We start from the raw sequence: 25825 nt of genomic DNA on the forward strand, positions 1-25825 counted from the left end.
CGGTCAGGCGCCGCGCAGCCGCGCGACCAGCGCCTTCTTGTCCACCTTGCCGACCGCCGTCGTCGGTAGCAAGGGCAGCGGCACCACCAGGTCCGGGCGCGCGTGGGTCGAGGCGCCGCGGGCATCGAGGTACCGGTTGAGCTCGGCGAGGTCGATCGGTGTCCCGCGGAAAACCACTGCGGCGCAGATCTTCTCGCCGAGGTACTCGTCGGGCAGGGCGACCGCGGCGGCCGCTTCGATGGCCGGGTGGGCGACCAGGTGATCCTCCAGGTCCGTCGCGGACACCGTCTCTCCGCCGCGATGGACGACGTCCTTGACCCGGCCGACCACCTCCACGTTCCCGGCGAGCGGGCCGTCGGCGAAGATCCGCACCCGGTCACCGCTGCGGTAGAACCCGTCCGGGGTGAACGAGCGGGCGTCGGCGTCGGGCGCGCGGTAGTAGCCGTTCAGCGTGTACGGCCCGCGGACCAGGAGTTCGCCCTCCTCGCCGGGCGCCACCTCGACCCCGTCGTCGCCGACCACCCGGCGTTCGTCGTGCGGCGACATCGGCCGGCCCTGGGTGTTGAGCACGACCTCCAGCGGGTCGCCGGGCCGGGTGAACTGCAGCATGCCCTCGGCCATGCCGAAGATCTGCGACAAGCCGCTCGACAGGTTGTCGTGGATGAAGCGGGCCTCCTCCGGCGACAGCCGCGAGCCGCCCACCTGCACCAGCCGCAGCGACGCCGGGAGCACCGGCTCCCACGCACAGGCCTGCGCCCACAGCTTGGCGAGCGCGTTGACCAGGCCGGTGACCGTCACGCGGTGGCGGTCGATCAGCGCGAACGCCGCCTCCGGGCTCGGATCGGCGGTGAACACCGTGGTGGCCCCGACGGCCATCGAGCCGAGCAGGCCGGGGCAGGCCAGCGGGAAGTTGTGCCCGGCCGGCAGCACCGCGAGGTAGACGTCCTCGGGCCCGAGGCCGCAGGCCCGGGCGCAGGCGAGGGCGTTGTAGACGTAGTCGTCGTGGGTCCGGGCGATCAGCTTCGGCAGCCCGGTGGTGCCGCCGGAGACCAGCAGCAGCGCCGGCAACGCAGGATCGACCGCGACGTCCGGGAGGGGGGCGTCGGTGGCGGCGAGCGCCGACCACGGCGCGAACGGCCCCGGATCGCCGTCGACGAGGACATGCCGCAGCGCGGGGTGGGCGGCGACGAGCTCCCGCGCCATGTCCCGGTAGTCGAAGCCGCCCGCCACATCGGCGATCATCATGCCGACCGCGCCGCTGACGGCAGCAAAGTGCCCCAGTTCGGCGGCGCGGTGTCCGGGCAGGCACATCACCGGCACGACGCCGGCGCGCAGCATCCCGAAGAAGGCCAGCGCGAACGCACACGAGTTCGGCAGCTGCAGCAGCATCCGGTCGCCGGGCGCAATGCCTCGCGCCGCCAGCGCCGCGCCGATCCGGTCGGCGGACGCGTCGAGCTCGGCGAAGGTGTACCGGGCCGCCGGATCGACGACGGCGGGCTTGTCGGGCCACCGGTCGGCCGCCCCGCGCAACAGCGAGTCGAGCCGCCGGCCCTGCCAGTAGCCGAGCCGCCGGTACCGCTCGGCGCGCTCGGGCGGAAACGGGACGAAACCGTCGGCGAGGTCGGATTTCGCCTGCTGGAAGCCGGTGCTCATCGGTGACGTCGGCCCTTCGGGGTAGGTGTCGTGCCCTCGCCGAATATAGGGTAGCTTCCTCAAAGTTAGGAAAGCCTGTCTTAAGTAACGGAGGAGTCGACCAGGTGAGTGCGACGAACGCGTCGACCGTCCGGCACGACGTGGCCGACCTGCTCGGCGTCGATCCCGACACGCTCGATCCCCAGGCGGATCTCATCGCCGCCGGGCTGGACTCCATCCGGATGATGTCGCTCGCCGGGCGCTGGCGCAGACGAGGCGTCGACGTCACCTTCGCCGCCCTGGCCGCTGCCCCGACCGTCGACGCCTGGATGCGGCTGATCGGCGGCGAACCCGCCGCCGCGCCGGTGCCCGACGAAACGGAACCGCTCGCCGACGACGACGGCACCCCGTTCCCGTTGGCGCCTATCGGCCACGCGATGTGGGTCGGCCGGCACGGCGACCAGGAACTCGGCGGCGTCGCCGCGCACCTCTACGTCGAATTCGACGGCACCGCAGTCGATCCGGAGCGCCTGCGCACCGCCGCGGCCCGGCTCGCCGCGCGGCACCCGATGCTCCGCCAGGAGATCCTGCCCGACGGCCGCCAGCGCATCGGCGACCGCACGCTCGACGTCACCGTGTTCGACCTGCGCGACCTCGGCCCGGCCGCCGCCGCCGAGCGACTCGCCGACATCCGGCAGGCGAAGTCGCACCAACAGCTCGACGGCGAGGTGTTCGAGCTCTCACTGTCGCGGCTGCCCGAGGGCCGCACGCGACTGCACGTCGACCTGGACATGCAGGCCGCCGACGCCGTCAGCTACCGCACCCTCATGGCCGATCTCGCCGCGCTGTACCGCGGCGCGGAGCTGCCCCCGCTGCGCTACACCTACCGGCAGTACCGGGCCGCGCTCGCCGCCTCGACGCCGCCACCCACCGAGGCCGACCTGCGGTGGTGGGCCGAGCGCATCCCGGAGCTGCCCGAGCCGCCCACGCTGCCGCTGCTGCCGCGCGACGCCCAGACCGACCCGCTGCGCAGCATCCGGCTCTGGCACACGTTCGACGTCGCCACCCGTGACGCGCTGTTCACCGCCGCGCACCGCCGGGGCGTCACCCCGGCCATGGCGGTCGCGGCGACCTACGCCCACGCGCTCGCGCGGTGGTCGACGAACAAGCGCTTCTTGCTGAACCTCCCGATGTTCGGCCGCGAGCCGTTCCACCCCGACGTCGACCGGCTGGTCGGCGACTTCACGTCGTCGCTGCTGCTCGACGTCGACCTGACCGGGTTGCACACGCCCGCCGCCCGGGCCCGCGCCGTCCAGGAGGAGCTGCACCGCACCGCGGCGCACGCCTCGGTCCCCGGACTGGACGTGCTGCGCGAGCTGCGCCGTCACCGCGGCACCCAGGTGCTCGCCACCATCGTCTACACCAGCGCGCTGGGGCTCGGCGACCTGTTCGCCGGCGACGTCACCGACCAGTTCGGCGAGCCGGTGTGGACCATCTCGCAGGGGCCGCAGGTGCTCATCGACGCCCAGGCCACGCCGGTGGCCGACGAGTTGATGATCAACTGGGACGTCCGCGTCGAGCACTTCCCGCCCGGCGTCGCGCAGGCGATGTTCGACCACCAGATCGCCGAACTGCAGCGCCTCGCGGCCGACGACGCCGCCTGGGAGGCGGCCGATCCACCCGCGCTCAGCGCGCCGTCGCGCGGGGTGCGCGCTCTCGACAACGCCCGGATCGTCACGCCGAGCGGTGACACGCTGCTCGACGGATTCGTCCGCAGCGCCGCGGCGCGGCCCGCCGCCACCGCGGTGATCACCGGCTCGGAGTCGGTCAGCTACGGCGCGCTGCAGCAGCGGGTGCGGCGGATCGCGGCGACGTTGCAGGACCGCGGCGTCGGCCGCGGCGACGTCGTCGCGGTGCTCGGCCCGAAGTGCGCCGACCAGGTTCCGGCGGTGCTGGCGATCCTGACCGTGGGCGCGGCCTATCTGCCGATCGGCGCCGACCAGCCCGCGCCGCGCGCCGCCCGCATCCTCGCCGCGGCAGACGTACGGTTCGCGCTGGCCACCGGCGACCTCCGACCCGACGTGCTCGCCGGAATACCGGCGGTGACGGTCACCGAGGCGGCGGCCGCGGGCGACGGATCCCGGCTGCGGCCGGTCGACGTCGACCCGCAGGATCTCGCCTACGTGCTGTTCACCTCCGGCTCGACCGGCGAGCCGAAAGGCGTCGAGCTCACGCACGACGCGGTGATGAACACCCACGAATTCGTCAACCGCCACTTCGCGATCGGCCGCGACGACCGCGCGCTGGCACTGTCCACGCTCGAAGGCGACCTGTCGACCCTCGACATCTTCGGCATGCTCGCGGCGGGCGGCTCGATGGTGGTGGTCGACGAAGCGCACCGGCGCGATCCCGATCACTGGGCCGCGCTCGTCGAGCGGCATCGGGTCACGGTGCTGCACTGGATGCCCGGCTGGCTGCAGATGCTGCTCGACGTCGGCGGTGACCGGCTGTCGTCGCTGCGGGTGGTGCCCACCGGCGGCGATTGGGTGCGGCCCGACCTGGTGCGCCGGCTCCGGGCCGCGGCGCCGGGCGTGCGGTTCGCCGGCCTCGGCGGCGCCACGGAGACCGCCATCCACCACACCTGCTGCGAGGTCGAGGAACTGCCCGCCGACTGGGCCGCCGTGCCGTTCGGTCGCCCACTGCCCGGCAACGCCTGCCGCATCGTCGACGCCGCCGGCGACGACTGCCCCGACTGGGTGCCCGGCGAGCTGTGGGTCGGCGGTCGCGGCATCGCGCGTGGCTACCGCGGGCGGCCCGACCTGACCGCCGAGCGGTTCGTCCAATACGCCGGCCGGACCTGGTACCGCACCGGTGATCTCGCCCGCTACCGGCCCGACGGCACCATCGAGTTCGTCGGCCGCGCCGACCACCGCGTGAAGATCAGCGGCTACCGCATCGAGCTCGGCGAGGTCGAGGCCGCGTTGCAGCGAGTGCCGGGGGTCACCGGCGCGGTGGCGGCCGTGCTGCCGGCGGCCGCCGACCGACCCGGTGACGTGCTGGTGGCGCTGGTGGCGGCCGACGCGGTCACCGCGGCGACGGTGCGCTCCGCGCTCGCCGACATGGTGCCGCCCCACATGGTGCCCCAGCGCATCGTGGCCGCCGACCGCATCCCGTTCACCGTCGGCGGCAAGATCGACCGCCCGGCGGCGGTGGCACTGCTGCAGGCCGACGCCGGCGAGCAGCCGGTGCACCGCGCCCCGGCGACGGCACTGCAGGCGGCGCTTAGCGCAATATTCGCAGAGCTGTTGTTGCGCAACGACATCGGAATCGACGACGACTTCTTCGCGCTCGGCGGTGACTCGGTGCTCGCGACCACCGCGGTGGCCCGCATCCGTGACTGGCTGGACACCCCGACGGCCGGCGTGCCCGACGTCTTCGCCGCCCGGACCGTCGCCGGGCTCGCCGACCGGCTCACCGCCCGCGAACCGGCAAGCGCCCGCCTCGAACAGGTCGCCGAGCTGTACCTGGAGGTCACCGCCATGCCCGGCGCCGACGTCGCCGCCGAGCTGGAGCGGGCCACATCGTGACCGGTGACGTGCACCCCATCGCGCCGTGGCTAAAACGCTTTGCGGGACAGCACAGCTCGCGGCCGGTCCTGGTGTTCCCCCATGCCGGCGGCGCGGCGTCGGCCTACCGCGCGCTGGGCGCCGCGCTCGCCGCGGCCGGAGCCGATGCGTACGTGATGCAGTACCCGCAGCGCGGCGACCGGCTGACCCATCCCGCGCCCGCAGGCGTGCCGGAGCTCGCCGACGACCTGTTCGCGGCGGCGAACTGGGCCGAGCTGGCACCGCTGCGGTTGTTCGGGCACTGCATGGGAGCGGTGGTCGCGTTCGAGTTCGCCCGCGTCGCCGAGCGCCGCGGGGTGGCCGTCGACGCGCTCTGGGCGTCCGCCAGCGAGGCGCCGTCGACCGTCGCGGCGCGGCCCGACCTGCCGACCGCGCAGGCCGACATCCTCGCCGAGCTCGCCGACCTCGGCGGCACCGATGCGCGACTGCTCGCCGACGACGACTTCGTCGACCTGCTGCTGCCGGCGGTGCGGGCCGACTACGCGGCGTTCAACCGGTACTCCTGCGACGCCGGCGTGACCGTCGCCGCCGACATCCACACCCTCGGCGGCGACGACGACCACCGCGTCGACGAGCACATGCTGCGCCGCTGGCAGCCCCACACCACCGGGGCGTTCACCGTGTCCACGTTCCCCGGCGGCCACTTCTACGTGAACGACCACCTCGCCGACATCGCGGAACTGGTCCATGAGCTCTGACGATCCGGTGGTGATCGTCGGCATGGCGATCGAGGCGCCGGGCGGCGTCGACTCGTCGGACTCCTACTGGACGCTGCTCTGCGAACAGCGAGAAGCGTTGGGCCACTTCCCGAGCGACCGCGGCTGGGACGTCTCCGAGGTGCTCGACGGGTCGCGGCGCGACGGGTGCAAGCCGGTCACCGACTCCGGCGGATTCCTCACCGACGCAGCCGCATTCGACCCGGCGTTCTTCGGCATCTCGCCGCGCGAAGCGACCGCCATGGACCCGCAGCAGCGGGTCGCGCTGCGGCTCGCGTGGCGCGCCCTGGAGCACAGCGGCATCCACCCCGACGACGTCGCGGACCACGACGCGGGGTGCTACGTCGGGGCCTCCTACCTGGAGTACGGACCGGAACTGTCGCGGTTCACCTCGCTCAGCGGGCATCTCATCACCGGCACCTCGCTGGGGGTGATCTCCGGGCGGATCGCCTACACGCTCGGCCTGGCCGGCCCGGCGCTCACCGTCGACACGTCGTGCTCGTCGGCGCTGACCGCGCTGCACACCGCGGTCGGCGCCATCCGGGCGGGGGACTGCGACCTGGCGCTCACCGGCGGTGTCTGCGTGATGGGCTCGCCGGGCTACTTCGTCGAGTTCTCCAAGCAGCACGCCCTCAGCGACGACGGGCACTGCCGGCCCTACGGCGCGCTCGCCAGCGGCACCGTCTGGGCCGAGGGCGCGGCCATGTTCGTGCTGCAGCGCCGATCCGCGGCGCGCGCGGCGGGCCGGCCGATCCTCGCCGAGGTGCGCGCCAGCTGCGTCAACTCCGACGGCCGCACGGTCGGGCTGACCGCGCCCAGCGGCGACGCGCAGGTCCGCCTGTACCGCAAGGCGGTCGCCGCGGCGGGCGTCCGGCCGCACGACGTGGGCATGATCGAGGGGCACGGCACCGGCACCCGGCTGGGCGACCGCACCGAATTGCGGTCGCTGGCCGCGGTGTACGGCGAGACCGAGCCGGGCCGGGGTCCACTGCTCGGATCGGTGAAATCGAATGTCGGGCACAGTCAGGCCGCGGCCGGCGCTCTCGGGCTCGCCAAGGTGTTGCTGGCCGCCCACCACGGCGCGGTGCCCGCCACCCTGGGCGTGGACGAGCCGAGCCGCGAGATCGACTGGCAGCGCCAGGGTGTGCGGTTGGCCACCGAGCACACGCCGTGGCCGGCGGTCGACGGCCTGCGGATCGGTGCGGTGTCGGCGTTCGGCATGAGCGGCACCAACGCCCATGTGCTGGTGTCGATCCCCGCCGACGGCGCGGCCGGGGCCGCCTGATGGTCGCGCTGCCCGACGGCCGGACACCGGTGCTGTTGACCGCCCACGCCGAGGACCTGATCGCACCGGACGCCGCGGCGATCCTGGCGTACCTCGACCGCCACCCGGAGGCCGCCCGAGTCGGCTCGGTCGCAGCGACGCTGCTCGCCACCCGGCGGGTGCGGCGACACCGCGCGGTCGTGCGGGCCGCCGACACGAGCGAACTGCGCGCCGGGCTCGCGGCGCTGGCCGCGGGCGACGAGCACCCACTGGTGACGCGAGCGTCGGAGTCGGGTCGCGGGCGCATCGCGTTCGTGTTTCCCGGCCAGGGCAGCCAGTGGCCCGGGATGGGCGCCGACGCCTACCACCGGCTGCCCGGGTACCGGGCCGAGGTCGACCGGTGCGCGGCCGCGTTCGCCGGCGCCGCGTCGCCGCGCGACTACCTGCTGGCCCCGGCCGGCGCCCACACAGGCGACTTCTCCCAGGTGCAGATCCAGGGTGCGCAGTTCGTGCACGGCGTCGCGCTGGCCCGGGTGTGGCGGTCGCTGGGTGTGGTCCCCGACATCACCGTCGGCCACAGCCTCGGCGAGATCGCGGCCGCCCACGTCGCCGGCGTGCTGCCGCTGCGCACCGCGGTCGGGGTGGTGATCGCCCGCGCCACGCTGCTCGACCGGCTCACCGGCCCCTACCGGGTGGCGGCGCTCGGGGTGACGGAAGCGCAAGCGCAGCAGGTCATCTCGGCGGTCACGGGCTGGCTGGAACTCTCGGTGGTCAACTCCGCCACCTCGGTCGCGGTGTCCGGCGAGCGCGCCGCGGTGAGCGCCGCCGTCGCCGCGGTCAGCGCGCAGGGAAAGTTCGCCAAGGAAATCGAGATGTGGTTCCCGGCGCACACCCGCGCGCTGGACGGCCTGCGCGACCAGTTCGAGGCGCTGCTGCCCGCCGGTGCCTTTACCGACACCGCCGTGCCGTTCGTCGGCGCCGCCACCGGACAGCCCGTCGGAGCGGACGCCGATTTCGCCGGCTACTGGTGGACCAACCTGCGCGCAACGGTGCGCTTCGACCGGGCGGTGGCGGCGGCCGCCGACCTCGGCGCCCGCACCTTCGTCGAGCTCTCGGCCCATCCGGCACTGCTGTTCGCGGTGGCCGAGGTCGCGGAGCAGGTGGTGCCCGACGCCGCCGTCCTCACCGTCGGCTCCGGGCGGCGCGGCGAACCGATCACCGACCGGCTCGCCGCCGGCGCCGTCGCTGTCGCGCTGCGCGAACCCGGCTGTCACTGGCCCGAGCTGGTCGAACGTCGAGCGCCGTTGCGGGACTTTCCGTTCGCGCCCATGCGCCGGCAGCACCACTGGGCTGCCGCCGAGCCGCTGCCGCCCGTCGCCGCTCTCACGGTGGCCGTCGAGGCGTGGGAACCGCTGCCCGCGGCGGATGCGGCGCCCGCCCGCCGCGTCGTGGTGCTCGATGCCGCCGGCTCACCGCTTCGCGATGCGCTGCGGGCGGCGATCGACCGCCGATCCGGTTGGCGCACCGTCGGATCCGCCGACGCCGACCTGCTCGTGGTCGTGGCGCCCCGCTCGGACGACCTGGGCGTCGCCGATCTCGCGGCGCGTATCGACGGGGGACTCCTGGCGTATCCCGCCGCCATCGGCCCGTCGTGCCGCGAGGTGTGGCTGGTGACGGTGGGCGGCGAGCAGGTGCGCCCGGCGGACCCGGTGCCGTGTGCCGGGCCGGCCGCCCTCGCCGCGATGCACCGCAGCGTCGGCTTCGAGTACCCCGATCAACGGTTCGCCCACCTCGACCTACCGAGCTGGGTGCTCGACGACGCGACCGCCGACGCCGCGGTGCGTGCGCTGGCGGCCCCCGCCGACGTCGTGGCGCTGTGCGACGTGGCCTACCGCAGGGTGCTGCGCGACGAGCCGCGCGCCTCGCCGCGCTGGCCCGCCCAGCGTTTCGACGAGGTGGTCATCACCGGCGGCAGCGGCGCGATCGCCGGCCACTACGCCCGGCACCTCGCCGCCGCCGGCGCCCGGCGCATCGTGCTGCTCAGCCGGCGCGCCACCCTGCCCGCCGGGCTCGCCGTCGCGCGGCACGGCACCGAGGTGGTGGCGGTGCGCTGCGACGTCGGCGACGCCGACCAGGTGGCGGACGCCGCCACGCGGTTCGGTGGCGGCGGCGCGTCGCTGCTGATCCACGCCGCGGGCACCGCCCCGCTCGCGCCGCACCGCGAGCTGACGTCCGCCACGGCCAAGGCGGCGTTCGCCGCCAAGGTGACCGGCCTGCAGCACCTCGTGGCGCACTGGCCGATGCGCGCGGACGCCCGGATGCTGTTGTGCTCCTCGGTGTCCGGGCGCTGGGGCGGGCGCGGCCATGCGGTCTACGCGGCGGCCAACCGGCTGCTCGACGCCGCGGCCGCCCGGCTGCGTGCGGACGGGCGACACTGCACCGCGGTGCGGTGGGGCCTGTGGCAGGACACCGGCATCCTCGACGCCGACGAGATCGCCCGCGTCGAACGGTCCGGGCTGCGGGCGATGGACCCCGGCCGGGCGGTCGAGGAAAGCCTGCGCGACCGAACCGCGGACCCGCTGGTGTTCTCGGCGGACCCTGGGCGGCTGCGCGCCTTCCTCGGCGACTGCGCGCCCGGCACCACGCCCGCGGACCTCGATCCTGTTTCCGCAGAACGCGATCCGGCGGACGCGCTGCTCGAGGCGCTGGGCGCGGTGCTCGACGTCGCCGAACCGGCGGCGCTGGACCGCGATGCGTCCCTGATCGACCTCGGCGTCGATTCGCTGCTGGCCCTCGACCTGCGCAAGCGGCTCGGAAAGACCACGGGCCGCACCGTTCCGCTGGCCATGATCCTGGGTGGCGCGTCCGCCACCGAGGTGCTCGCCCACCTGACGACAGCGAAGGCAACTCCGTGACCGACATCGCCCCCGACCGCCGGCTGGAACTGCTGCGGCGCAAGCTCGCCGACCGCGGCCTGCGCGCGACCGCGGCTCCGGACCCCGCCGGAGCCGCCGCACTGTCCGACGGGCAGCGCCGGATGTGGTTCGTCCAATCGGTCGACCCGAGCGGGGTGCTGCTGAACGTCAGCGTGTCCTATCGGCTGACCGGTGACCTCGACGCCGCGCGCCTGCACGCGGCGGTGAACGCCGTCGCGCGCCGGCATCCGGTGCTGCGCACCACCTTTGGCGCCGGCGAGAACGGCGAACCGCGAGCGACGGTGCACGACGACCTGCTGCCGGCCTGGACCACCCACGACCTGTCGCAGAAGTCCGGCCGCGCGCGCGACCTGCGCCTGGAGGTGATCGCCCAACGCGAGTTCGCGACGCCGTTCGACCTGAGCACCGCGGCGCCGCTGCGGATCACGTTGATCCGGCTGGGCGAGGCCGAGCACGTGCTGTTGCTGGTCGCCCACCACGTCGCCTGGGACGACGGCTCGTGGCGGCCGTTCTTCGCCGACCTCACCCGCGCCTACACCGGCGAGCAACTGCCGCCGCCGCCGCGGCGCGCCGCCGCCGTGCCCGACACGTCCGCCGCCGACCTCGCCTACTGGCGCACGGTGCTCGCCGACCCGCCCGAACCGCTCGAGCTGCCCGGCCCGCACGGATCCGCGGTGCCGACGAACTTCCGCGCCCACCGCACCACGCTGCGGCTGCCCGCCGACGTCGCCGCGCGCGTGGCCGGCCTCGCCCGCGACACCGGCGCGACGCCGTACATGGTGCTGCTCGCCGCGTTCGGCACGCTGATCTTCCGCTACACCGCGACCGACGACTTCCTGGTCGCCAGCCCGGTGCTCAACCGCGACTCCGACGACGCGATCGGCTATCACGGCAACACGGTCGCGCTGCGGCTCCGGCCCACCGCGACCGCCACGTTCCGCGAGCTGCTGGCCCAGACCCGCGACACCGCCCTGGGCGCCTTTGCGCATCAGCGCACCGCCCTCGACCGGGTGGTGCGGGAGCTGAACCCCGACCGCCGGCACGGCGCCGAACGGCTGACCCGGGTGAGCTTCGGTTTCCGCGCACCCGACGGTGGCGGCTTCGCGCCGGCGGGTGTCACCTGCCGGCGGGCGGAGTTGCGGGCTCCCGTCACACCGCTGCCCCTGGGGATCATGGTCGAATTCGACGACACCGGCGTGCTCGTCGAGGCAGAACACCTCGTGGAGGTGCTCGACGCCGACCTGGTGCACCGCATGCTCGATCACTTCGGCGTGCTGTTGGCGCACGCCCTCGACGAGCCGGACACCGCGCTGTCGCGGCTTGAGCTGCTGTCGGCCGAAGACGCCGACTGGCTGCGCCAGGTGTCGCACGGCGCGGCGTTCGACACCCCGCCGACGACGCTCGGCGCGCTCGTCGCCGAGCAGGCGGCCCGCACCCCGGACGCGGTGGCGGTCGCCTACGAAGGCCGCCATCACACCTACGCCGAGATCAACGCCAGCGCCAACCGGTTGGCGCACTGGCTGATCGCCCAGGGCGTCGGCACCGAGGACCGCGTCGCGGTGCTGCTCGACAAATCGCCCGACCTCGTCATCACCGCGCTCGGCATCGTCAAGGCCGGGGCGGTGTACCTCCCGGTCGACCCCGACTATCCCACCGACCGGCTCACCTACATCCTCGCCGACTCGAAGCCGAAAGTGGTGCTGCGCGAACCGGTCACCGACCTGCAGGACTACCCGGACCGCGATCCGACCGACGCCGACCGGGTGCGCCCCCTGCTTCCCGACAACACCGCCTACCTCATCTACACGTCCGGATCCACCGGTATGCCCAAGGGTGTTCCGGTGTCGCACCGGCCGATCGCCGAGTACTTCGTGTGGTTCGGCGGGGAGTACCAGGTGTCCGCCGACGACCGGCTGCTGCAGGTCGCGTCGCAGAGCTTCGACGTGTCGATCGGTGAGATCTTCGGCATGCTGGCCGCCGGTGCGCGCCTGGTGATCCCGCGCGCCGGCGGGTTGACCGACATCGGCTACCTCACCGACCTGCTGCGCACCGAGGGCATCACGTCGATGCACTTCGTGCCGTCACTGCTCGGCCTGTTCCTGTCGCTGCCCGGCGTCGCGGAATGGCGGACGCTGCGGCGGGTGCCCGTCGGCGGTGAGGCGCTGCCCGGCGAGATCGCCGACAAGTTCACCGCCACCTTCGACGCGCTGCTGCACAATTTCTACGGCCCCACCGAGACCGTGCTGAACTGCACGCGCTATCAGGTCGAGGGCGCCCAGGGCGCGCGGATCGTCCCCATCGGCACCCCGAAGATCAACACCGCGATCCACCTGCTGGACGACGCGCTGCAGCCGGTGCCGGTCGGCGCGATCGGCGAGATCTACATCGGCGGAACGCATGTCGCCCGCGGCTACTTCGGCCGTCCGGGGTTGACCGCCGAGCGGTTCGTCGCCGACCCGTTCAGCGTCGGCGGCCGGCTGTACCGCTCCGGCGACCTCGCCCGCCGCAACGCCGACGGTGACCTCGAATTCGTCGGCCGCGCCGACGAACAGGTGAAGATCCGCGGCTTCCGCATCGAGCTCGGCGAGGTCGCCGCGGCGATCTCGGTCGATCCGTCGGTCGGCCAGGCCGTCGTCGTCGTCAGCGACCTGCCGTCGGTCGGCCGGAGTCTCGTCGCGTATGTGACGCCGGCACCGGACGTCGACGCCGTCGACATCGCGCGCATCCGGGCCCGGGTGACCGTCGCGCTGCCGGAGTACATGGTGCCCGCCGCCTACGTCGAGCTGCCGGAGATCCCGATCACCGCGCACGGCAAGATCGACCGCGCGGCGCTGCCGGCGCCGGAGCTGAATCCCGTAACGGCGTACCGGGAACCGGGTACCGACACCGAGCGCGAGGTGGCCGCGCTGTTCGCCGAACTGCTCGACCGCGACCGGGTGGGCGCCGACGACTCGTTCTTCGACCTCGGCGGACATTCGCTGCTCGCCACCCGGCTCGTGGCCGCGGTGCGGAGCCGGTTCGGCGTGGACGTCGGCGTGCCGGACGTCTTCGAATCGGGCACCGTGACCGCGCTCGCGGCGCACGTCGACGCGCTGCGGGCGGCGGGCGCCCCCACCGTCCGGCCCGCGATCGTGGCCACCGCCCACGACGGGCCGTCACCGCTGTCGGCGGCGCAGCTGCGGCAGTGGTTCCAGTTCCGCATCGACGGCCCGAACCCGGTGAACAACATCCCGTTCGCGGCCAGGCTCACCGGTCCGGTCGACGTCGACGCGCTGGCGGGCGCGGTCGAGGACGTCGTGGCGCGCCACGAGATCCTGCGCACCACCTACGGCGAGGTCGACGGCGCACCGGTACAGCTGATCCACCCGCCGGCGCCGCTCACCATCCGTCGTGCCCGCGGCGACGGCGAGCGGTGGCTGCAGCGCGAACTGGCCGCCGAACGCCGCCACTGCTTCGACCTGGAGCGCGACCGGCCGATCCGCGCGGCGGTGCTCGCCACTCCGGAGAACGTGGTGCTGTCGGTGGTGATCCACCACATCGCCGCCGACCACTGGTCCGGTGGCGTGCTGTTCGCCGATGTGGTGAGCGCCTACCGCCGGCGGCGCGCCGGCGAAGGCCCGCTGCCGCCACCGGCTGTCCAGTACGCCGACTACGCCGCCTGGCAGGCCGCGCTGCTCGCCGACGGCGCGCTGGTCGAGCAGCGCGACTACTGGGTCACCCAGCTCGCCGGGCTACCCGAAGAGACCAGCCTGCCCCCCGACTTCGCCCGCCCGGCGGTGCCCAGCGGTGACGGCGCCGCGCTCGACGTCGCCGTCGACGCCGCCACCCGCGCCCGGCTCACCGCGCTGACCCGCGAGCTCGGCGTCACCGAGTTCATGCTGCTGCAGGCCGCGGTGGCCGTCGCGCTCCACAAGTCCGGTGCGGGCACCGACATCCCGCTCGGCACGCCGGTCGCCGGCCGTACCGCGCCGGAACTGGATGCGCTGATCGGGTTCTTCGTCAACATCGTGGTGCTGCGCAACGACCTGTCGGGCAACCCGACGCTGCGCGAGGTGCTGCGCCGCGCGCGCGAGCGGGCGCTGGCCGCCTACCGGCACCAGGACCTGCCGTTCGACCGCGTGGTCGACGCGGTCAGCCCTGTGCGTTCGCTGGCCCGCAATCCGCTGTTCGGCGTCGTCGTCCACGTCCGCGACGGCCTGCCGACAGACCAGCCGATCGACGGCGAAACCCGGTTCACCGCACTGGAACCCACCTTCGACGTCGCGCACGCCGACCTGTCGGTGAATCTGCTGGCCGACGACGAGGGTGGCGGCTACCGCGGTGCCGTCATCTACCGCACCGAGCTGTACTCGCGCGACACCGTGCGGTGCTTCGTCGACCGGTTCCGCCGGGTGCTCGCCGCCTTCGCCGCCGACCCCGACGCCACGCTGCGCGACGTCGCCGCTCCCGGTGCCGCCGAGAGCGACCGAGTGCTCGGCGAGTGGAGCCGCACCGCGGCGCCGCCGCCGCTGCCGCAGACCGCCGGGGCCACGCACGTCTACCTGCTCGACGAGTATCTGGCCCCGGTGCCCGTCGGCGTCGTCGGCGACGTGTACTACGCGGGCGGGGCCGTCGACGACGCCGCCGCCCGAGCCGTCGGGGCGGCCGCCGCGCGGTTCGCCGCCAACCCGTACGCCGGGGGAGCCGCGCTGTACCGCACCGGCGACCGCGCCCGCTGGAACCATGACGGCAGGCTCGAACCGGTCGCGGCGGGCGATCCCGCACTGCAGGCCGCGCTCGAAGCCGTCGACGGCGTGGCCGCGGCGGCCACCCGGCGCTTCGCGGGGCGCGCCGCCGACCTGCTCGTCGGCTACGTCGTGCCGACAGCCGGGGCGGGGGAGGGCTTCGTCGACCAGGTGCGGGCCGCGCTGCCCGACGACGTGACCGTCGACGCGATCGTTGCCGTCGCGGACCTGACGCCCGCCGCGCTGGTCCGCCCGCGGATCGTGGCCGCCGCGCCGAGCGAACCGCCCCGCACGCCGACCGAACGGGCGCTCGCCGGGCTGCTCGTCGACCTGCTCGCGGTCGACGAGGTCCGCCGCCACGACGACTTCTTCGGCTTGGGCGGCGACAGCATCCTGGCCGTGCAGCTCGCCGCGCGCGCCCGCGAGGACGGCGTCCCGCTGACCGCGCGGCTGGTGTTCGAGCACCCGACGCTCGCCGAGCTCGCCGCGGCGGTCGATGCGGCAGCGCCCGCCGCGGCCGATGTTCGCCACGAGCCGATGGCGGTGTCGGGGCTCTCGAGCGCGGAACTCGCGGCGCTGACGGCCGGCTGGGCGGCGACCGCCGGACAGGGCGCACCATGACGGCGACCGTCACTCCGCCGATCGTCGACGTGCTGGCGCTCAGCCCGCTGCAGCAGGGGCTGTTCTCGCTGGCCGGGCTGACCGACGGCGCAGACGGCCCCGACCCCTACCTCATCTCGATGGCCGCCGATATCGACGGCGCCCTCGACGTCGCGCTGCTGCGGGCCTGCGCGGAGCGGTTGCTGGTGCGCCATCCGAACCTGCGGGCCGGCTACCACCAGGGCGATCTCAGCCGGCCCGTCGCCGTGGTGCCCGTCGCGGTCACGCTGCCCTTCGCGCACATCCGCGCGGACTGCGCGGCGCCGGCCGAGGCCGCCGAACGCCGGCGCCGGTTCAACCTGGCCCACGGCCCGCTGCTGCGGTTCCTGCTGATAGAGCTGCCCGGCCTGCGCTGGCGGCTGGTGGTGACCGCCCACCACGTCGCGATCGACGGCTGGTCGCTGCCGGTGTTCGTCGGCGAACTGCTGACGCTGTACCGGTCCGGCGGCGATCCGGCCGCACTGCCGCCCGACCCCCGGCCCTACCGCGACTACATCGGCTGGCTCGCCGGCCGTGACCACGACGCCAGCCGGCGGTGGTGGCAGGACCGGCTGCGCGGGCTCGACGCACCCACGCTGCTCACGCCGGCGCTGGCCGGCCGCGACGTGCCGCCCGGGCTGCCGCAGCGCACCGAGGCGACCCTCGACGAGCGCGCCACGGCCGCGCTGCTGGCCGCCGCCCGCGCCCGCGGCGTCACGATCGGCACACTGTGCCAGCTGGCGTGGGCGGTGATCCTGTCGGCGTTCACCGGTCGCGGCGACGTCGTCTACGGCGTCACGGTGTCCGGGCGGCCCGACGAGCTGTCCGGCGTCGAGTCGATGGTCGGCCTGTTCGTCAACACCGTGCCGCTGCGGGTGCGGCTCGACCCGGCCGAACGGGTGGGCCGGCAGTGCCTCGACCTGCAGCGCGAGGCCGCCGAGCTGCGCGACCACGGCTACCTCGGCCACGCCGAGCTGCGGTCGCTCGCCGGCGTCGGCGAGCTCTACGACACGCTGCTGGTCTACGAGAACGTCCCGCCCGGCGGGCTCGTCGGCCGCGACGCCTTCGACCTCGGGGAAGCGGTGCTGCGGCCCGCGGCGCTGGAGAGCCTCTCGCACTTCCCGGTCACCGTCGCCGCCCACCCGACCGGCGGCCGGCTGACGGTGCTCGTGGAGGTGCTCGACGGTGCGCTCGGCACGCTGGACCCGGCCGAACTCGGCTGTCGGGTCCTGACCGTGGTGCAGCGGCTGCTCGACGGCTGGAACCGCCCGCTCGCCGCGGTCGGCATCACCCTCGACGGCGAGCCGGCCGCCGCGCCACCGGCTCACACAGCCGCGTCGGCCCACACAGCCCCGCGCGACGGCGGCGTGCACACCGCGCTGTCGGCCGTCGCCGCCGCGCAGCCCGACGCGACCGCGGTCAGCTGGGACGGCGGAACGCTGTCGTACCGCGAGCTCGACGCGGCCGCCGACCGGGTGGCCGCCGAGCTGGTCGGCCGCGGCGTCCGCCCCGAGACGGCCGTCCCGATCCTGCTGCCCCGCGGACCCGGATACGTCGTCGCGATGTTCGGGGTGCTCAAGGCGGGCGGGCTGATCGTGCCGCTCGACCCGGCGACGCCGGCGGCCCGCATCGACGAGATCGTCGGCAGCACCGGCGCGCGGCTCGTCGTCGACGATGCGCTGCTCGCCGACCTGCCCTGTGCCCCCGACCTGCCCTGTGCCCCCGACTATTGCGCCCCCGACGCCGCGCCGGGACAGGGCGCCTACATCGTCTTCACCTCCGGCACCACCGGGACACCGAAGGGCGTCATCGGCACTCACGACGCGGTGTTGGCGTACGCCGCCGACCACGCTCGCCGCGTGCTCGCGCCGGCCGCTGACCGGCTGGGCCGCCCGCTTCGCGTCGCGCACGCCTGGTCGTTCACCTTCGACGCGGCCTGGCAGCCGCTCGCCGCGCTGCTCGCCGGCCACACCGTCCACATCGTCGGCGACGCCGTGCAACGCGACGCCGAGGCGCTGGTGGAAAGCATCGAACGCCATTGCATCGACCTCATCGACACCACGCCGTCGATGTTCGCGCAGCTGCGCGCGGCGGGCCTGCTGTCGAGGGTGCCGCTGGCGGCGCTGGCGCTCGGCGGCGAGGCCGTCGACACCGCGACATGGCGGGCGATCGGCGACGTCTGCGCCCGCACCGGCATGACCGCCCACAACTGCTACGGCCCCACCGAGACCACCGTCGAGGCGGTGGTGGCGCCGATCGCCGGTCACCGCGAGCCGTGCATCGGCGTCCCCACCGACCCCACCTCGGCCTACCTGCTCGACGCGTGGCTGCGGCCCGTCCCGCCCGGGGTGGCCGCCGAGCTCTACCTGGGCGGCGGGCAGGTCACCCGCGGCTATCTCGGGCGGCCCGGCGAGACCGCGAGCCGGTTCGTCGCCGACCCGTTCCACCCCGGCGCGCGCATGTACCGCACGGGTGACGTGGCGCGGCGGCTGCCCGACGGCGCGCTGCAGTTCCTCGGGCGCAGCGACGACCAGGTGAAGATCCGCGGCTTCCGGGTGGAGCCCGGCGAGGTGGCCGCCGCGCTGCTCCGCCACGCCGACGTCCACCACGCCCACGTCGCGGTGCGCCACCACCGCAGCGGCCCCCGGCTCACGGCGTACGTGGTGCCCGCGCCCGCCGACGGCGTCGACCTCCCCGGACTGCGCCGCGCGCTCGCGGCCACGCTGCCCGCGCACCTGGTGCCCCACCACATCGTCGTCGTCGACGAGATCCCGCTGACCCGGCACGGCAAGGTCGACGACGCGGCGCTGGCCGCCCGGGCGTCGGATCGGGTGACCGCCGAGCGCGAGGCGCCCGCCACCGCCACCGAAACCATGCTGGCCGAGGCGCTGGCCGAGGTGCTCGACGCCGGTGACGTCGATGTGACCGCCGATTTCCTCGACCTCGGGCTCGACAGCATCGCCGCGCTGTCGGTGGTCCAGGCGGTGCGGCGGCGCGGCATCGCGCTGCGTGCCCGGCTGCTGCTCGACACCCACAGCGTCCGCGAGCTGGCGGCGGCACTGGAGGCCGACTCCGGCGATACTGCCGGCCCCGCCACCGACACCGAGCCGATCCCGCTGCTGCCCAGCGGGCACTGGCTCCACCAGCACGGCGATCCCCGGCGGTTGGCGCAGACCGAGGCGATCCGGCTGCCCGCCGAGATCACCCGCGCCGACATCGAGGCGATGCTGCGCTGTGTCGTCGACGGCCACCCGGCGCTGCGCAGCCGCCTGGATCCGGCGCGCCGCACGCTCGTGCCGCAGCCGGCCGGCGACATCCTCAGCGAGGTGGCGGTCACCGGTGAGCTGCGCGCGGCGGTCGCGGAGCACACCCGGGCGGCCGTCGAGCGGCTCGATCCGCAGCGCGGTGTCATGGTCGACGCGGTGTGGCTGCGCGCCGCCGTAGGCGACGTGCTGCTGCTCACCCCGCACGTGCTCGCCGTCGACCCGGCGTCGTGGCGCATCGTGCTCGGCGAGCTGGAGACCGCGTGGCACGCCCGGCGTCGCGGCCGCACGCCGGTGCCGGCCGGCGAGCACACCTCGCTGCAGGCGTGGTCGGCGCGCCTCGCCGAGCGGGCGCGGGCACTCGACACCGGCGACTACTGGGAGCGCCAGCTCGCCGGAGCCGATCCCGATCTCGGCGCGCGGCGGGTCCGGCCGGCGGTCGACCGGCTCGGCGACACGCGCCTTTCCGTCGCGCTGGCCGACGCCGAGCTGACGGCGCGGCTCTTCGCGAGCCCGGTGCCGGTGCCCGACGTGCTGGTCGCCGCGACGGCCCGCACCGTCACCCGCTGGCGGCAGCGCCGCGGCCAGCCGACGCCGCCGCCGCTGCTGGCGATCGAGACCCACGGCCGCGCCGATGCGGTCGTCGGCCCCGACGTCGACACCGGTGACACCGTCGGCTTGCTGAGCGCCATCTTCCCGCTGCGGGTGCCGGCCGACGATCCGGCCGCGGTGGCCGCGCAGCGCGCCGCGATCCCCGGCGACGGCATCGACTTCGGACTGCTGCGGTACCTACGCGACGACACCGCGGCACGGCTGGCCGCCCACCCCGAGCCGCAGCTGCTGCTCAACTTCCTCGGCCGGCTCGACGGCGGTGCGCCCGGCGGCGCCCTGGTGAGCGACCGCGCCCTGCTCGCCGACGCGTCGCGCTGCCCCGAGCCGAACGCCGCGGTGCGCCACGAGATCACGCTGCAGGTCGCGGTGCTGGCGCGCGACGGCCGGCCGGTGCTCGGCAGTCAGTGGCGGACGCTGCCCGACATCCTCACCGCCGACGGGGTCACCGCCCTGCAGGCGCTGTGGGTCGAGGCCCTCCGGGAGGTGCTCGCATGACTCCTACCCTGGCCGTGGTCGGCGCCGGCGCCAAGGCCGTCGCCGTCGCCGCCAAGGCGGCCGAACTGCGCGCGATGGGCGTCGCCGCACCGGCGGTGATCGCCGTCGAGCGGTCCCGGGTGGCCGCCAACTGGCGAAGCGGCGGCGGCTGGACCGACGGCCGGCACCGGCTCGGCACCGGCCCCGAGAAGGACGTCGGCTTCCCCTACCGCTCGTCGCTGGTGCCCCGCCGCAACGCCGAGCTCGACGAGCGGATGACCCGTCACAGCTGGCAGGCCTATCTCGTCGCGACCGGCGCCTTCGCCGAGTGGGTCGACCGCGGCCGGCCGGCGCCCACCCACCAGCGGTGGAGCGACTACCTGTCGTGGGTCGCCGCGGACATCGGCATGGACGTCGTCATCGGTGAGGCGCAGCGCATCTCGGTCGACGACGACGAGCGTCGCTGGCTGGTGCACACCGCCGGGCGCACGGTCGCCGCCGACGGCGTGATGATCACCGGCCCCGGCCAGCCGGAACGCTGCGTGCTCTGCGGCCATCCGCGGGTGATGTCGATCGCCCGGTTCTGGAACCACGTCGCGTCGCAGGAGCGCATCGTCGCCGAGCGCGTCGCGGTGATCGGCGGCGGGGAAACGGCCGCGTCGATGCTGAGCGAGCTGTTCCGGCACCGGGTTTCGACGATCACCGTCATCTCGCCCGCCGTCACGCTGTTCACCCGCGGGGAGAGCTTCTTCGAGAACACCCTGTTCTCCGATCCGACCGGGTGGAGCGCGCTGACCCCGGCTGAGCGCCGGGATGCGTTGGCCCGCACCGACCGTGGCGTGTTCTCGGCGCGGGTGCAGGACGCCCTGCTCGCCGACGACCGCATCCGGCACCTGCGCGGCCGGGTGGCGCACGCCGTCGCCCGCGACGACCGCATCCGGCTGACGCTGTCCACCAGCACCGGCGGCGAGGCGGTCGAGACCGTGCACGGCTTCGACCTGGTGATCGACGGCTCGGGCGCCGACCCGCTGTGGTTCCTGCCGCTGTTCGGCCAGGATGCGCTCGACCTGCTCGAGCTCGGCCTCGGCGGCCCGCTGACCGCCGAGGCGCTGCAGGAGGCCGTCGGCTACGACCTCGCCGTCACCGGCGTGTACCCCAAGCTGTTCCTGCCGGGGCTCTCCGGCCTCACGCAGGGGCCGGGCTTCCCCAACCTCTCCTGCCTCGGTCTGCTGAGCGACCGGGTGCTGGGCGCCGACCTGACCGCACCGCCGCAAAGGAAACCCCATGAGCAGCAATCCGTTCGATGACGACGCCGGCCGCTTCGTCGTGCTGGTGAACGACGAGGAGCAGTACAGCCTGTGGCCCGCGTTCGCCGAGGTGCCCGCGGGCTGGCGGCAGGTGTTGGGTGAGAGCTCGCGCGCCGACTGCCTGGCCTACGTCGAGCAGACCTGGACCGACCTGCGGCCGAAGACCCTCCGCGACGCCATGCGCACGCCCTGACCTGCACCGCTTCGCACCGCGAGCGTGCGTGTCTGTACGCCGGCACGCCGCGGCGGGCGTGTACCGAGCGCACGCTCGCGGCGCCTCAGCGTCGCGCGTCAGTCCGTCAGGAAGTCCATGTCGAACAGCCGGGCGTGCAGCACGGTGCGGTTGCGCAGCGCGGCCCGCACGGCGCGGTGCAGGCCGTCCTCGAGGTACATGACGCCCTTCCACTTCACCGCATGCGGAAACAGGTCGCCGTAGAAGGTGGAATCCTCGCTCAACAGCCGATCCAGCGCGAGATGGGTCGTGGTCGTCACCAGCTCGTCGAGCCGGATCTGCCGCGGCGGGATCTGCGACCAGTCCCGGTGGCTCAGCCCGTGCTCCGGATACGGCTTACCGTCGCGCACGCCCTTGAAGATCACCCGCAGTCCCTTCGCGCTCGTCTGCCACCGTATCGGCCCAGCTGAGTCACCGTAAAATGAATGCGACCAGGGAGGTGAGATGTCGACGGACAGTGCACATGAGTAACGCCGAGGACCGCCGCTTCGAGGTGCTGCGGGCCATCGTGGCCGATTTCGTCGCCACCAAGGAGCCCATCGGCTCCAAGTCACTGGTCGAGCGCCACAACCTGGGGGTGTCGAGCGCCACCATCCGCAACGACATGGCGGTGCTGGAGGCCGAGGGCTACATCACCCAGCCGCACACCAGCTCCGGCCGCATCCCCACCGAGAAGGGCTACCGCGAGTTCGTCGACCGCATCGACCAGGTCAAGCCGCTGTCGGCCGCCGAACGCCGCGCGATCCTGAACTTCCTGGAATCCGGCGTCGACCTCGACGACGTGCTGCGCCGTGCGGTGCGGCTGCTGGCGCAGCTCACGCGCCAGGTCGCGGTGGTGCAGTACCCGACGCTGTCGACGTCGACGGTGCGCCACCTCGAGGTGGTCGCGCTGACGCCGGCGCGGCTGCTCATGGTGGTGATCACCGACACCGGCCGCGTCGATCAGCGGATCGTCGAGCTCGGCGACGTGCTCGACGACCACCAGCTGTCCCGGCTGCGGGAGATCCTCGGCCAGGCGCTCGAGGGCAAGAAGCTGGCGGCGGCGTCGACGGCGGTTGCGGACCTGGTGAGCGAGATGGGCGCCACGCCGGGCAGCCTCAACGACGCGGTCGGCCGCTCGGCGACCGTATTGCTCGAATCCCTCGTCGAGCACGCCGAGGAGCGGCTGCTGCTCGGCGGCACCGCGAACCTCACCCGCAACACCGCCGACTTCGGCGGTTCGCTGCGCCCCATCCTCGAGGCGCTCGAGGAGCAGGTCGTGGTGCTGCGACTGCTCGCCGCCCAGCAGGAGGCCGGTAAGGTCACGGTGCGCATCGGTCACGAGGTGGACGCCGAGCAGATGACCGGCGCGTCGGTGGTCACCACCACCTACGGCGCGGCCGGCACGGTCTACGGCGGCATGGGGGTGCTGGGTCCCACCCGAATGGACTATCCGGGGACTATGGCCAGCGTCGCCGCGGTTGCCATGTACATCGGCGAAGTCCTGGGTAATCGGTAGCCCGGGTCCGGAACGACAGAACGGACAGAGGACAACGTGGCACGCGACTATTACGGCCTGCTCGGTGTGAAGCGGGGCGCGAGCGATCAGGAGATCAAGCGCGCCTATCGGAAGCTGGCGCGCGAGCTGCATCCCGACGTCAATCCCGACGCCGAGGCACAGGCGCGGTTCAAGGAGATCAGCGCGGCCTACGAGGTGCTCAGCGATCCGGAGAAGCGCCGCATCGTCGACCTCGGCGGCGACCCGCTGGAGAACGCGGCGGCCGCCGCGAACGGAGCCGGCTTCCCCGGCGGTTTCGGCGGCCTCGGCGACGTGTTCGAGGCGTTCTTCGGCGGCGGCACCACCACCCGCGGTCCCGTCGGCCGCGTCCGCCCGGGTTCGGACTCGCTGCTGCGGCTGCGGCTCGACCTCGCCGAGTGCGCGACGGGCGTCACCAAGCAGGTCACCGTGGACACCGCGGTGCTGTGCGACCTGTGCCAGGGCCGCGGCACCCACGGCGACTCGATGCCGGTCGCCTGCGACACCTGCGGCGGCCGCGGCGAGGTGCAGACGGTGCAGCGCTCGCTGCTCGGCCAGGTCATGACGTCGCGGCCGTGCCCGACGTGCCGCGGCGTCGGCGAGGTCATCCCCGATCCGTGTCACCGCTGCGGCGGCGACGGCCGGATCCGCGCCCGCCGCGACGTGACGGTCAAGATCCCGGCCGGCGTCGGCGACGGCATGCGCGTCCGGCTGGCCGCCCAGGGCGAGGTCGGCCCGGGTGGCGGTCCGGCCGGCGACCTGTACGTCGAGGTCCACGAGCAGCCGCACGACGTGTTCGTCCGCGACGGCGACGACCTGCGCTGCACGGTGTCGGTGCCGATGGTCGACGCGGCGCTGGGCACCACCGTCACCGTCGACGCCATCATCGACGGCCCTACCGAGCTCACCATTCCTCCCGGCACCCAGCCGGGTGCCGTGATCACGCTGCGGGGCCTCGGCATGCCGCACCTGCGCTCCGGGGTGCGCGGCGACCTGCACGCCCACGTCGACGTGGTGGTGCCGACGCGGCTGGACCACGGCGACGCCGAGTTGCTGCGGGAGCTGAAGAAGCGGCGCAGCCGTGACGTGGCGGTGGTCCGCTCCGTGCACACCGACCACCACAATGGCGGGCTGTTCAGCCGGCTCCGCGAAACGTTCAGCGGCCGCTGACGCCCGCATGAAGCGCACGTGAGCGCGGCGCTTTTCTACGTCGACGCGCTGCCCGATGTCGGCGCCGAGGCGACCGTCAGCGGGGACGAGGGGTTCCACGCGGCGACCGTTCGCCGGATCCGCCCGGGCGAGCGGCTGCTGCTGGGCGACGGGGCCGGCGGGTTGGCCGACTGTGAGGTCACCGACGTGGCCAAGGCCGCGCTGCGGGCGCGCGTCACCCGGCGTCGGCAGGTCCGGCCGCCGCGGCCGGAAGTGACTGTCGTGCAGGCGATTCCGAAGTCGGACCGCTCGGAGCTCGCGGTCGAGCTGGCCACCGAGGCCGGTGCCGACGCGATCGTCGCCTGGCAGGCCGCGCGCTGCGTTGCCCGCTGGGACCATGCCGCCAAGGCCGAGAAGGGCCTGCGCCGCTGGAACGCCGTCGCGCGCTCCGCGGCCCGGCAGTCGCGCCGCGCCTTCATCCCGCCCGTCACCGGTGTGCTGTCGACCGCCGAATTGGTGCGGCGCACCGCCGCGGGCGACGGGATCACCCTGGCGCTGCACGAGTCGGCCACCGCGCCGCTGGCCGACATCGACCTCGCCGCCGTCGACCGCATCGAGCTGATCGTCGGGCCCGAGGGCGGCGTGGGCGACGACGAGCTCGCGGCGCTCACGGACGCCGGCGCGCATGCCGTGCTGCTCGGCCCGACGGTGCTGCGCACCTCGACGGCGGCGGCTGTCGCGCTCGGCGCGCTGGGCGCGCTGACGCCGCGGTGGCGGTGACAACTGTGCTGGTCCAAGCCACAGCGGTAAGCTCGGGAGGACCAGCCCCCGAACGAAAGCAGGCTTCGTAGCCACGTGACGCCCCGCGAGACCGCCGCTGCCGGCGCCGCCGCCACCACCGTGACGAGCAGCATCGATGTTCCGCCCGACCTGATCGTGGGCCTGCTGGGGTCCGCCGACGAGAACATGCGCGCCCTGGAGCGCGCGCTCACGGCTGACCTGCACGCCCGCGGCAACAGCATCACGCTCACCGGTCTGCCCGCCGACGTGGCGCTCGCCGAGCGGGCGATCACCGAGCTGGTGGCCATTCTCGGCGGCGGTCAGATCGTCACCCCCGACGTGGTGCGCCGCAGCGTGGCGATGCTCCACGACAGCGGCTCCGAGTCGCCCGCCGAGGTCCTCAGCCTCGACATCCTGTCGCGGCGCGGCAAGACCATCCGGCCGAAGACGCTGAACCAGAAGCGCTACGTCGACGCCATCGATCGCCACACCATCGTGTTCGGCATCGGCCCGGCCGGCACGGGCAAGACCTATCTTGCGATGGCGAAAGCGGTCAGCGCGCTGCAGGCCAAGCAGGTCACCCGCATCATCCTCACCCGGCCGGCGGTCGAGGCCGGCGAGCGGCTCGGCTTCCTGCCCGGCACGCTCAGCGAGAAGATCGACCCGTATCTGCGGCCGCTCTACGACGCGCTGCACGACATGATGGATCCCGAACTCATCCCGAAGCTGATGGCGTCGGGCGTCATCGAGGTCGCGCCGCTGGCATACATGCGTGGCCGCGCGCAGCCGCTCACCACCAAGGTGCTGACACCCGCCGGATTCCGGCCCATCGGCGACATCTGTGTCGGCGATGCCGTAATCGGCTCCAACGGCGAACCGACCGAGGTGCTGGGCGTCTACCCGCAGGGGTTCAAGGAGATCTACCGCCTCCACACCCAGGACGGCGCGTCGACTC

The 25825-nt window shown here is 74.1% G+C and carries 13 protein-coding genes and 1 pseudogene; 12 read left to right on the forward strand and 2 right to left on the reverse strand.

Going from position 1 to position 25825, the window contains the following annotated elements; translation table 11 throughout:
• Positions 1-3: 3 nt before the first annotated feature.
• Entirely contained in the window at positions 4-1653 is a 1650-nt protein-coding gene (locus tag LV457_RS09555) for a (2,3-dihydroxybenzoyl)adenylate synthase (RefSeq protein WP_232170558.1), read from the reverse strand.
• Between the two features lie 104 nt (positions 1654-1757).
• Here LV457_RS09555 and LV457_RS09560 point away from each other — a divergent pair, with 104 nt between their 5' ends.
• Genes LV457_RS09560 through LV457_RS09595 form a run of 8 tightly spaced genes read left to right on the forward strand, consistent with a single transcriptional unit; the run spans position 1758 to position 21386 of the window.
• Positions 1758-5219, forward strand: a complete 3462-nt coding sequence (locus LV457_RS09560; RefSeq protein ID WP_232170559.1) for a non-ribosomal peptide synthetase — start codon at positions 1758-1760, stop codon at positions 5217-5219.
• A complete protein-coding gene (locus LV457_RS09565; protein WP_232170560.1) occupies positions 5216-5956 on the forward strand; it encodes a thioesterase II family protein in 741 nt (246 codons plus the stop codon). The genes LV457_RS09560 and LV457_RS09565 overlap by 4 nt, the downstream gene beginning before the upstream one ends.
• On the forward strand, positions 5946-7259 hold the full coding sequence (locus LV457_RS09570) for a polyketide synthase (RefSeq protein ID WP_232170561.1): 1314 nt from the start codon (positions 5946-5948) through the stop codon (positions 7257-7259). Before LV457_RS09565 ends, LV457_RS09570 begins: the two co-directional genes overlap by 11 nt.
• Positions 7259-10153 carry a mycobactin polyketide synthase MbtD gene (gene mbtD, locus LV457_RS09575; RefSeq protein WP_232170562.1) on the forward strand — a complete coding sequence of 965 codons (2895 nt, stop codon included), beginning with the start codon at positions 7259-7261 and terminating at the stop codon, positions 10151-10153. The genes LV457_RS09570 and mbtD overlap by 1 nt, the downstream gene beginning before the upstream one ends.
• Positions 10150-15519 carry a non-ribosomal peptide synthetase gene (locus tag LV457_RS09580; RefSeq protein WP_232170563.1) on the forward strand — a complete coding sequence of 1790 codons (5370 nt, stop codon included), beginning with the start codon at positions 10150-10152 and terminating at the stop codon, positions 15517-15519. Before mbtD ends, LV457_RS09580 begins: the two co-directional genes overlap by 4 nt.
• Complete coding sequence (locus LV457_RS09585; RefSeq protein WP_232170564.1) at positions 15516-19907, forward strand: non-ribosomal peptide synthetase; 4392 nt, start codon at positions 15516-15518, stop codon at positions 19905-19907. The genes LV457_RS09580 and LV457_RS09585 overlap by 4 nt, the downstream gene beginning before the upstream one ends.
• Positions 19904-21193, forward strand: coding sequence for an NADPH-dependent L-lysine N(6)-monooxygenase MbtG (mbtG, locus tag LV457_RS09590; protein ID WP_232170565.1), 1290 nt, complete (start codon positions 19904-19906; stop codon positions 21191-21193). Before LV457_RS09585 ends, mbtG begins: the two co-directional genes overlap by 4 nt.
• A complete protein-coding gene (locus LV457_RS09595; protein ID WP_232170566.1) occupies positions 21171-21386 on the forward strand; it encodes an MbtH family protein in 216 nt (71 codons plus the stop codon). The genes mbtG and LV457_RS09595 overlap by 23 nt, the downstream gene beginning before the upstream one ends.
• Positions 21387-21484: 98 nt before the next feature.
• Here LV457_RS09595 and LV457_RS09600 read toward each other — a convergent pair whose 3' ends face one another.
• On the reverse strand, positions 21485-21790 hold the full coding sequence (locus tag LV457_RS09600) for a type II toxin-antitoxin system VapB family antitoxin (protein ID WP_232170567.1): 306 nt from the start codon (positions 21788-21790) through the stop codon (positions 21485-21487).
• A gap of 98 nt (positions 21791-21888) precedes the next feature.
• Here LV457_RS09600 and hrcA point away from each other — a divergent pair, with 98 nt between their 5' ends.
• The 4 genes and pseudogenes from hrcA to LV457_RS09620 form a co-directional block, all read left to right on the forward strand.
• Positions 21889-22923, forward strand: a complete 1035-nt coding sequence (hrcA, locus tag LV457_RS09605) for a heat-inducible transcriptional repressor HrcA (RefSeq protein WP_232170568.1) — start codon at positions 21889-21891, stop codon at positions 22921-22923.
• 36 nt (positions 22924-22959) lie between these two features.
• Positions 22960-24111 carry a molecular chaperone DnaJ gene (dnaJ, locus tag LV457_RS09610; RefSeq protein ID WP_232170569.1) on the forward strand — a complete coding sequence of 384 codons (1152 nt, stop codon included), beginning with the start codon at positions 22960-22962 and terminating at the stop codon, positions 24109-24111.
• 18 nt (positions 24112-24129) lie between these two features.
• Entirely contained in the window at positions 24130-24870 is a 741-nt protein-coding gene (locus LV457_RS09615; protein ID WP_232170570.1) for a 16S rRNA (uracil(1498)-N(3))-methyltransferase, read from the forward strand.
• Positions 24871-24945: 75 nt separating this feature from the next.
• Positions 24946-25650 (forward strand): annotated as a pseudogene (locus tag LV457_RS09620) (PhoH family protein); the annotation flags it as partial.
• Positions 25651-25825: the final 175 nt, after the last annotated feature.

Source organism: Mycobacterium sp. MYCO198283, from assembly GCF_021213805.1.
Taxonomy (GTDB): Bacteria; Actinomycetota; Actinomycetes; order Mycobacteriales; family Mycobacteriaceae; genus Mycobacterium.

Excerpts from the sequence above, each read along its gene's own strand:
- hrcA (WP_232170568.1), top strand. The coding sequence starts at position 21,889 with ATGAGTAACGCCGAGGACCGCCGCTTCGAGGTGCTGCGGGCCATCGTG.
- mbtG (WP_232170565.1), top strand. The coding sequence starts at position 19,904 with ATGACTCCTACCCTGGCCGTGGTCGGCGCCGGCGCCAAGGCCGTCGCC.
- mbtD (WP_232170562.1), top strand. The coding sequence starts at position 7,259 with ATGGTCGCGCTGCCCGACGGCCGGACACCGGTGCTGTTGACCGCCCAC.
- LV457_RS09595 (WP_232170566.1), top strand. The coding sequence starts at position 21,171 with ATGAGCAGCAATCCGTTCGATGACGACGCCGGCCGCTTCGTCGTGCTG.
- LV457_RS09570 (WP_232170561.1), top strand. The coding sequence starts at position 5,946 with ATGAGCTCTGACGATCCGGTGGTGATCGTCGGCATGGCGATCGAGGCG.
- LV457_RS09555 (WP_232170558.1), bottom strand. The coding sequence starts at position 1,653 with ATGAGCACCGGCTTCCAGCAGGCGAAATCCGACCTCGCCGACGGTTTC.
- LV457_RS09585 (WP_232170564.1), top strand. The coding sequence starts at position 15,516 with ATGACGGCGACCGTCACTCCGCCGATCGTCGACGTGCTGGCGCTCAGC.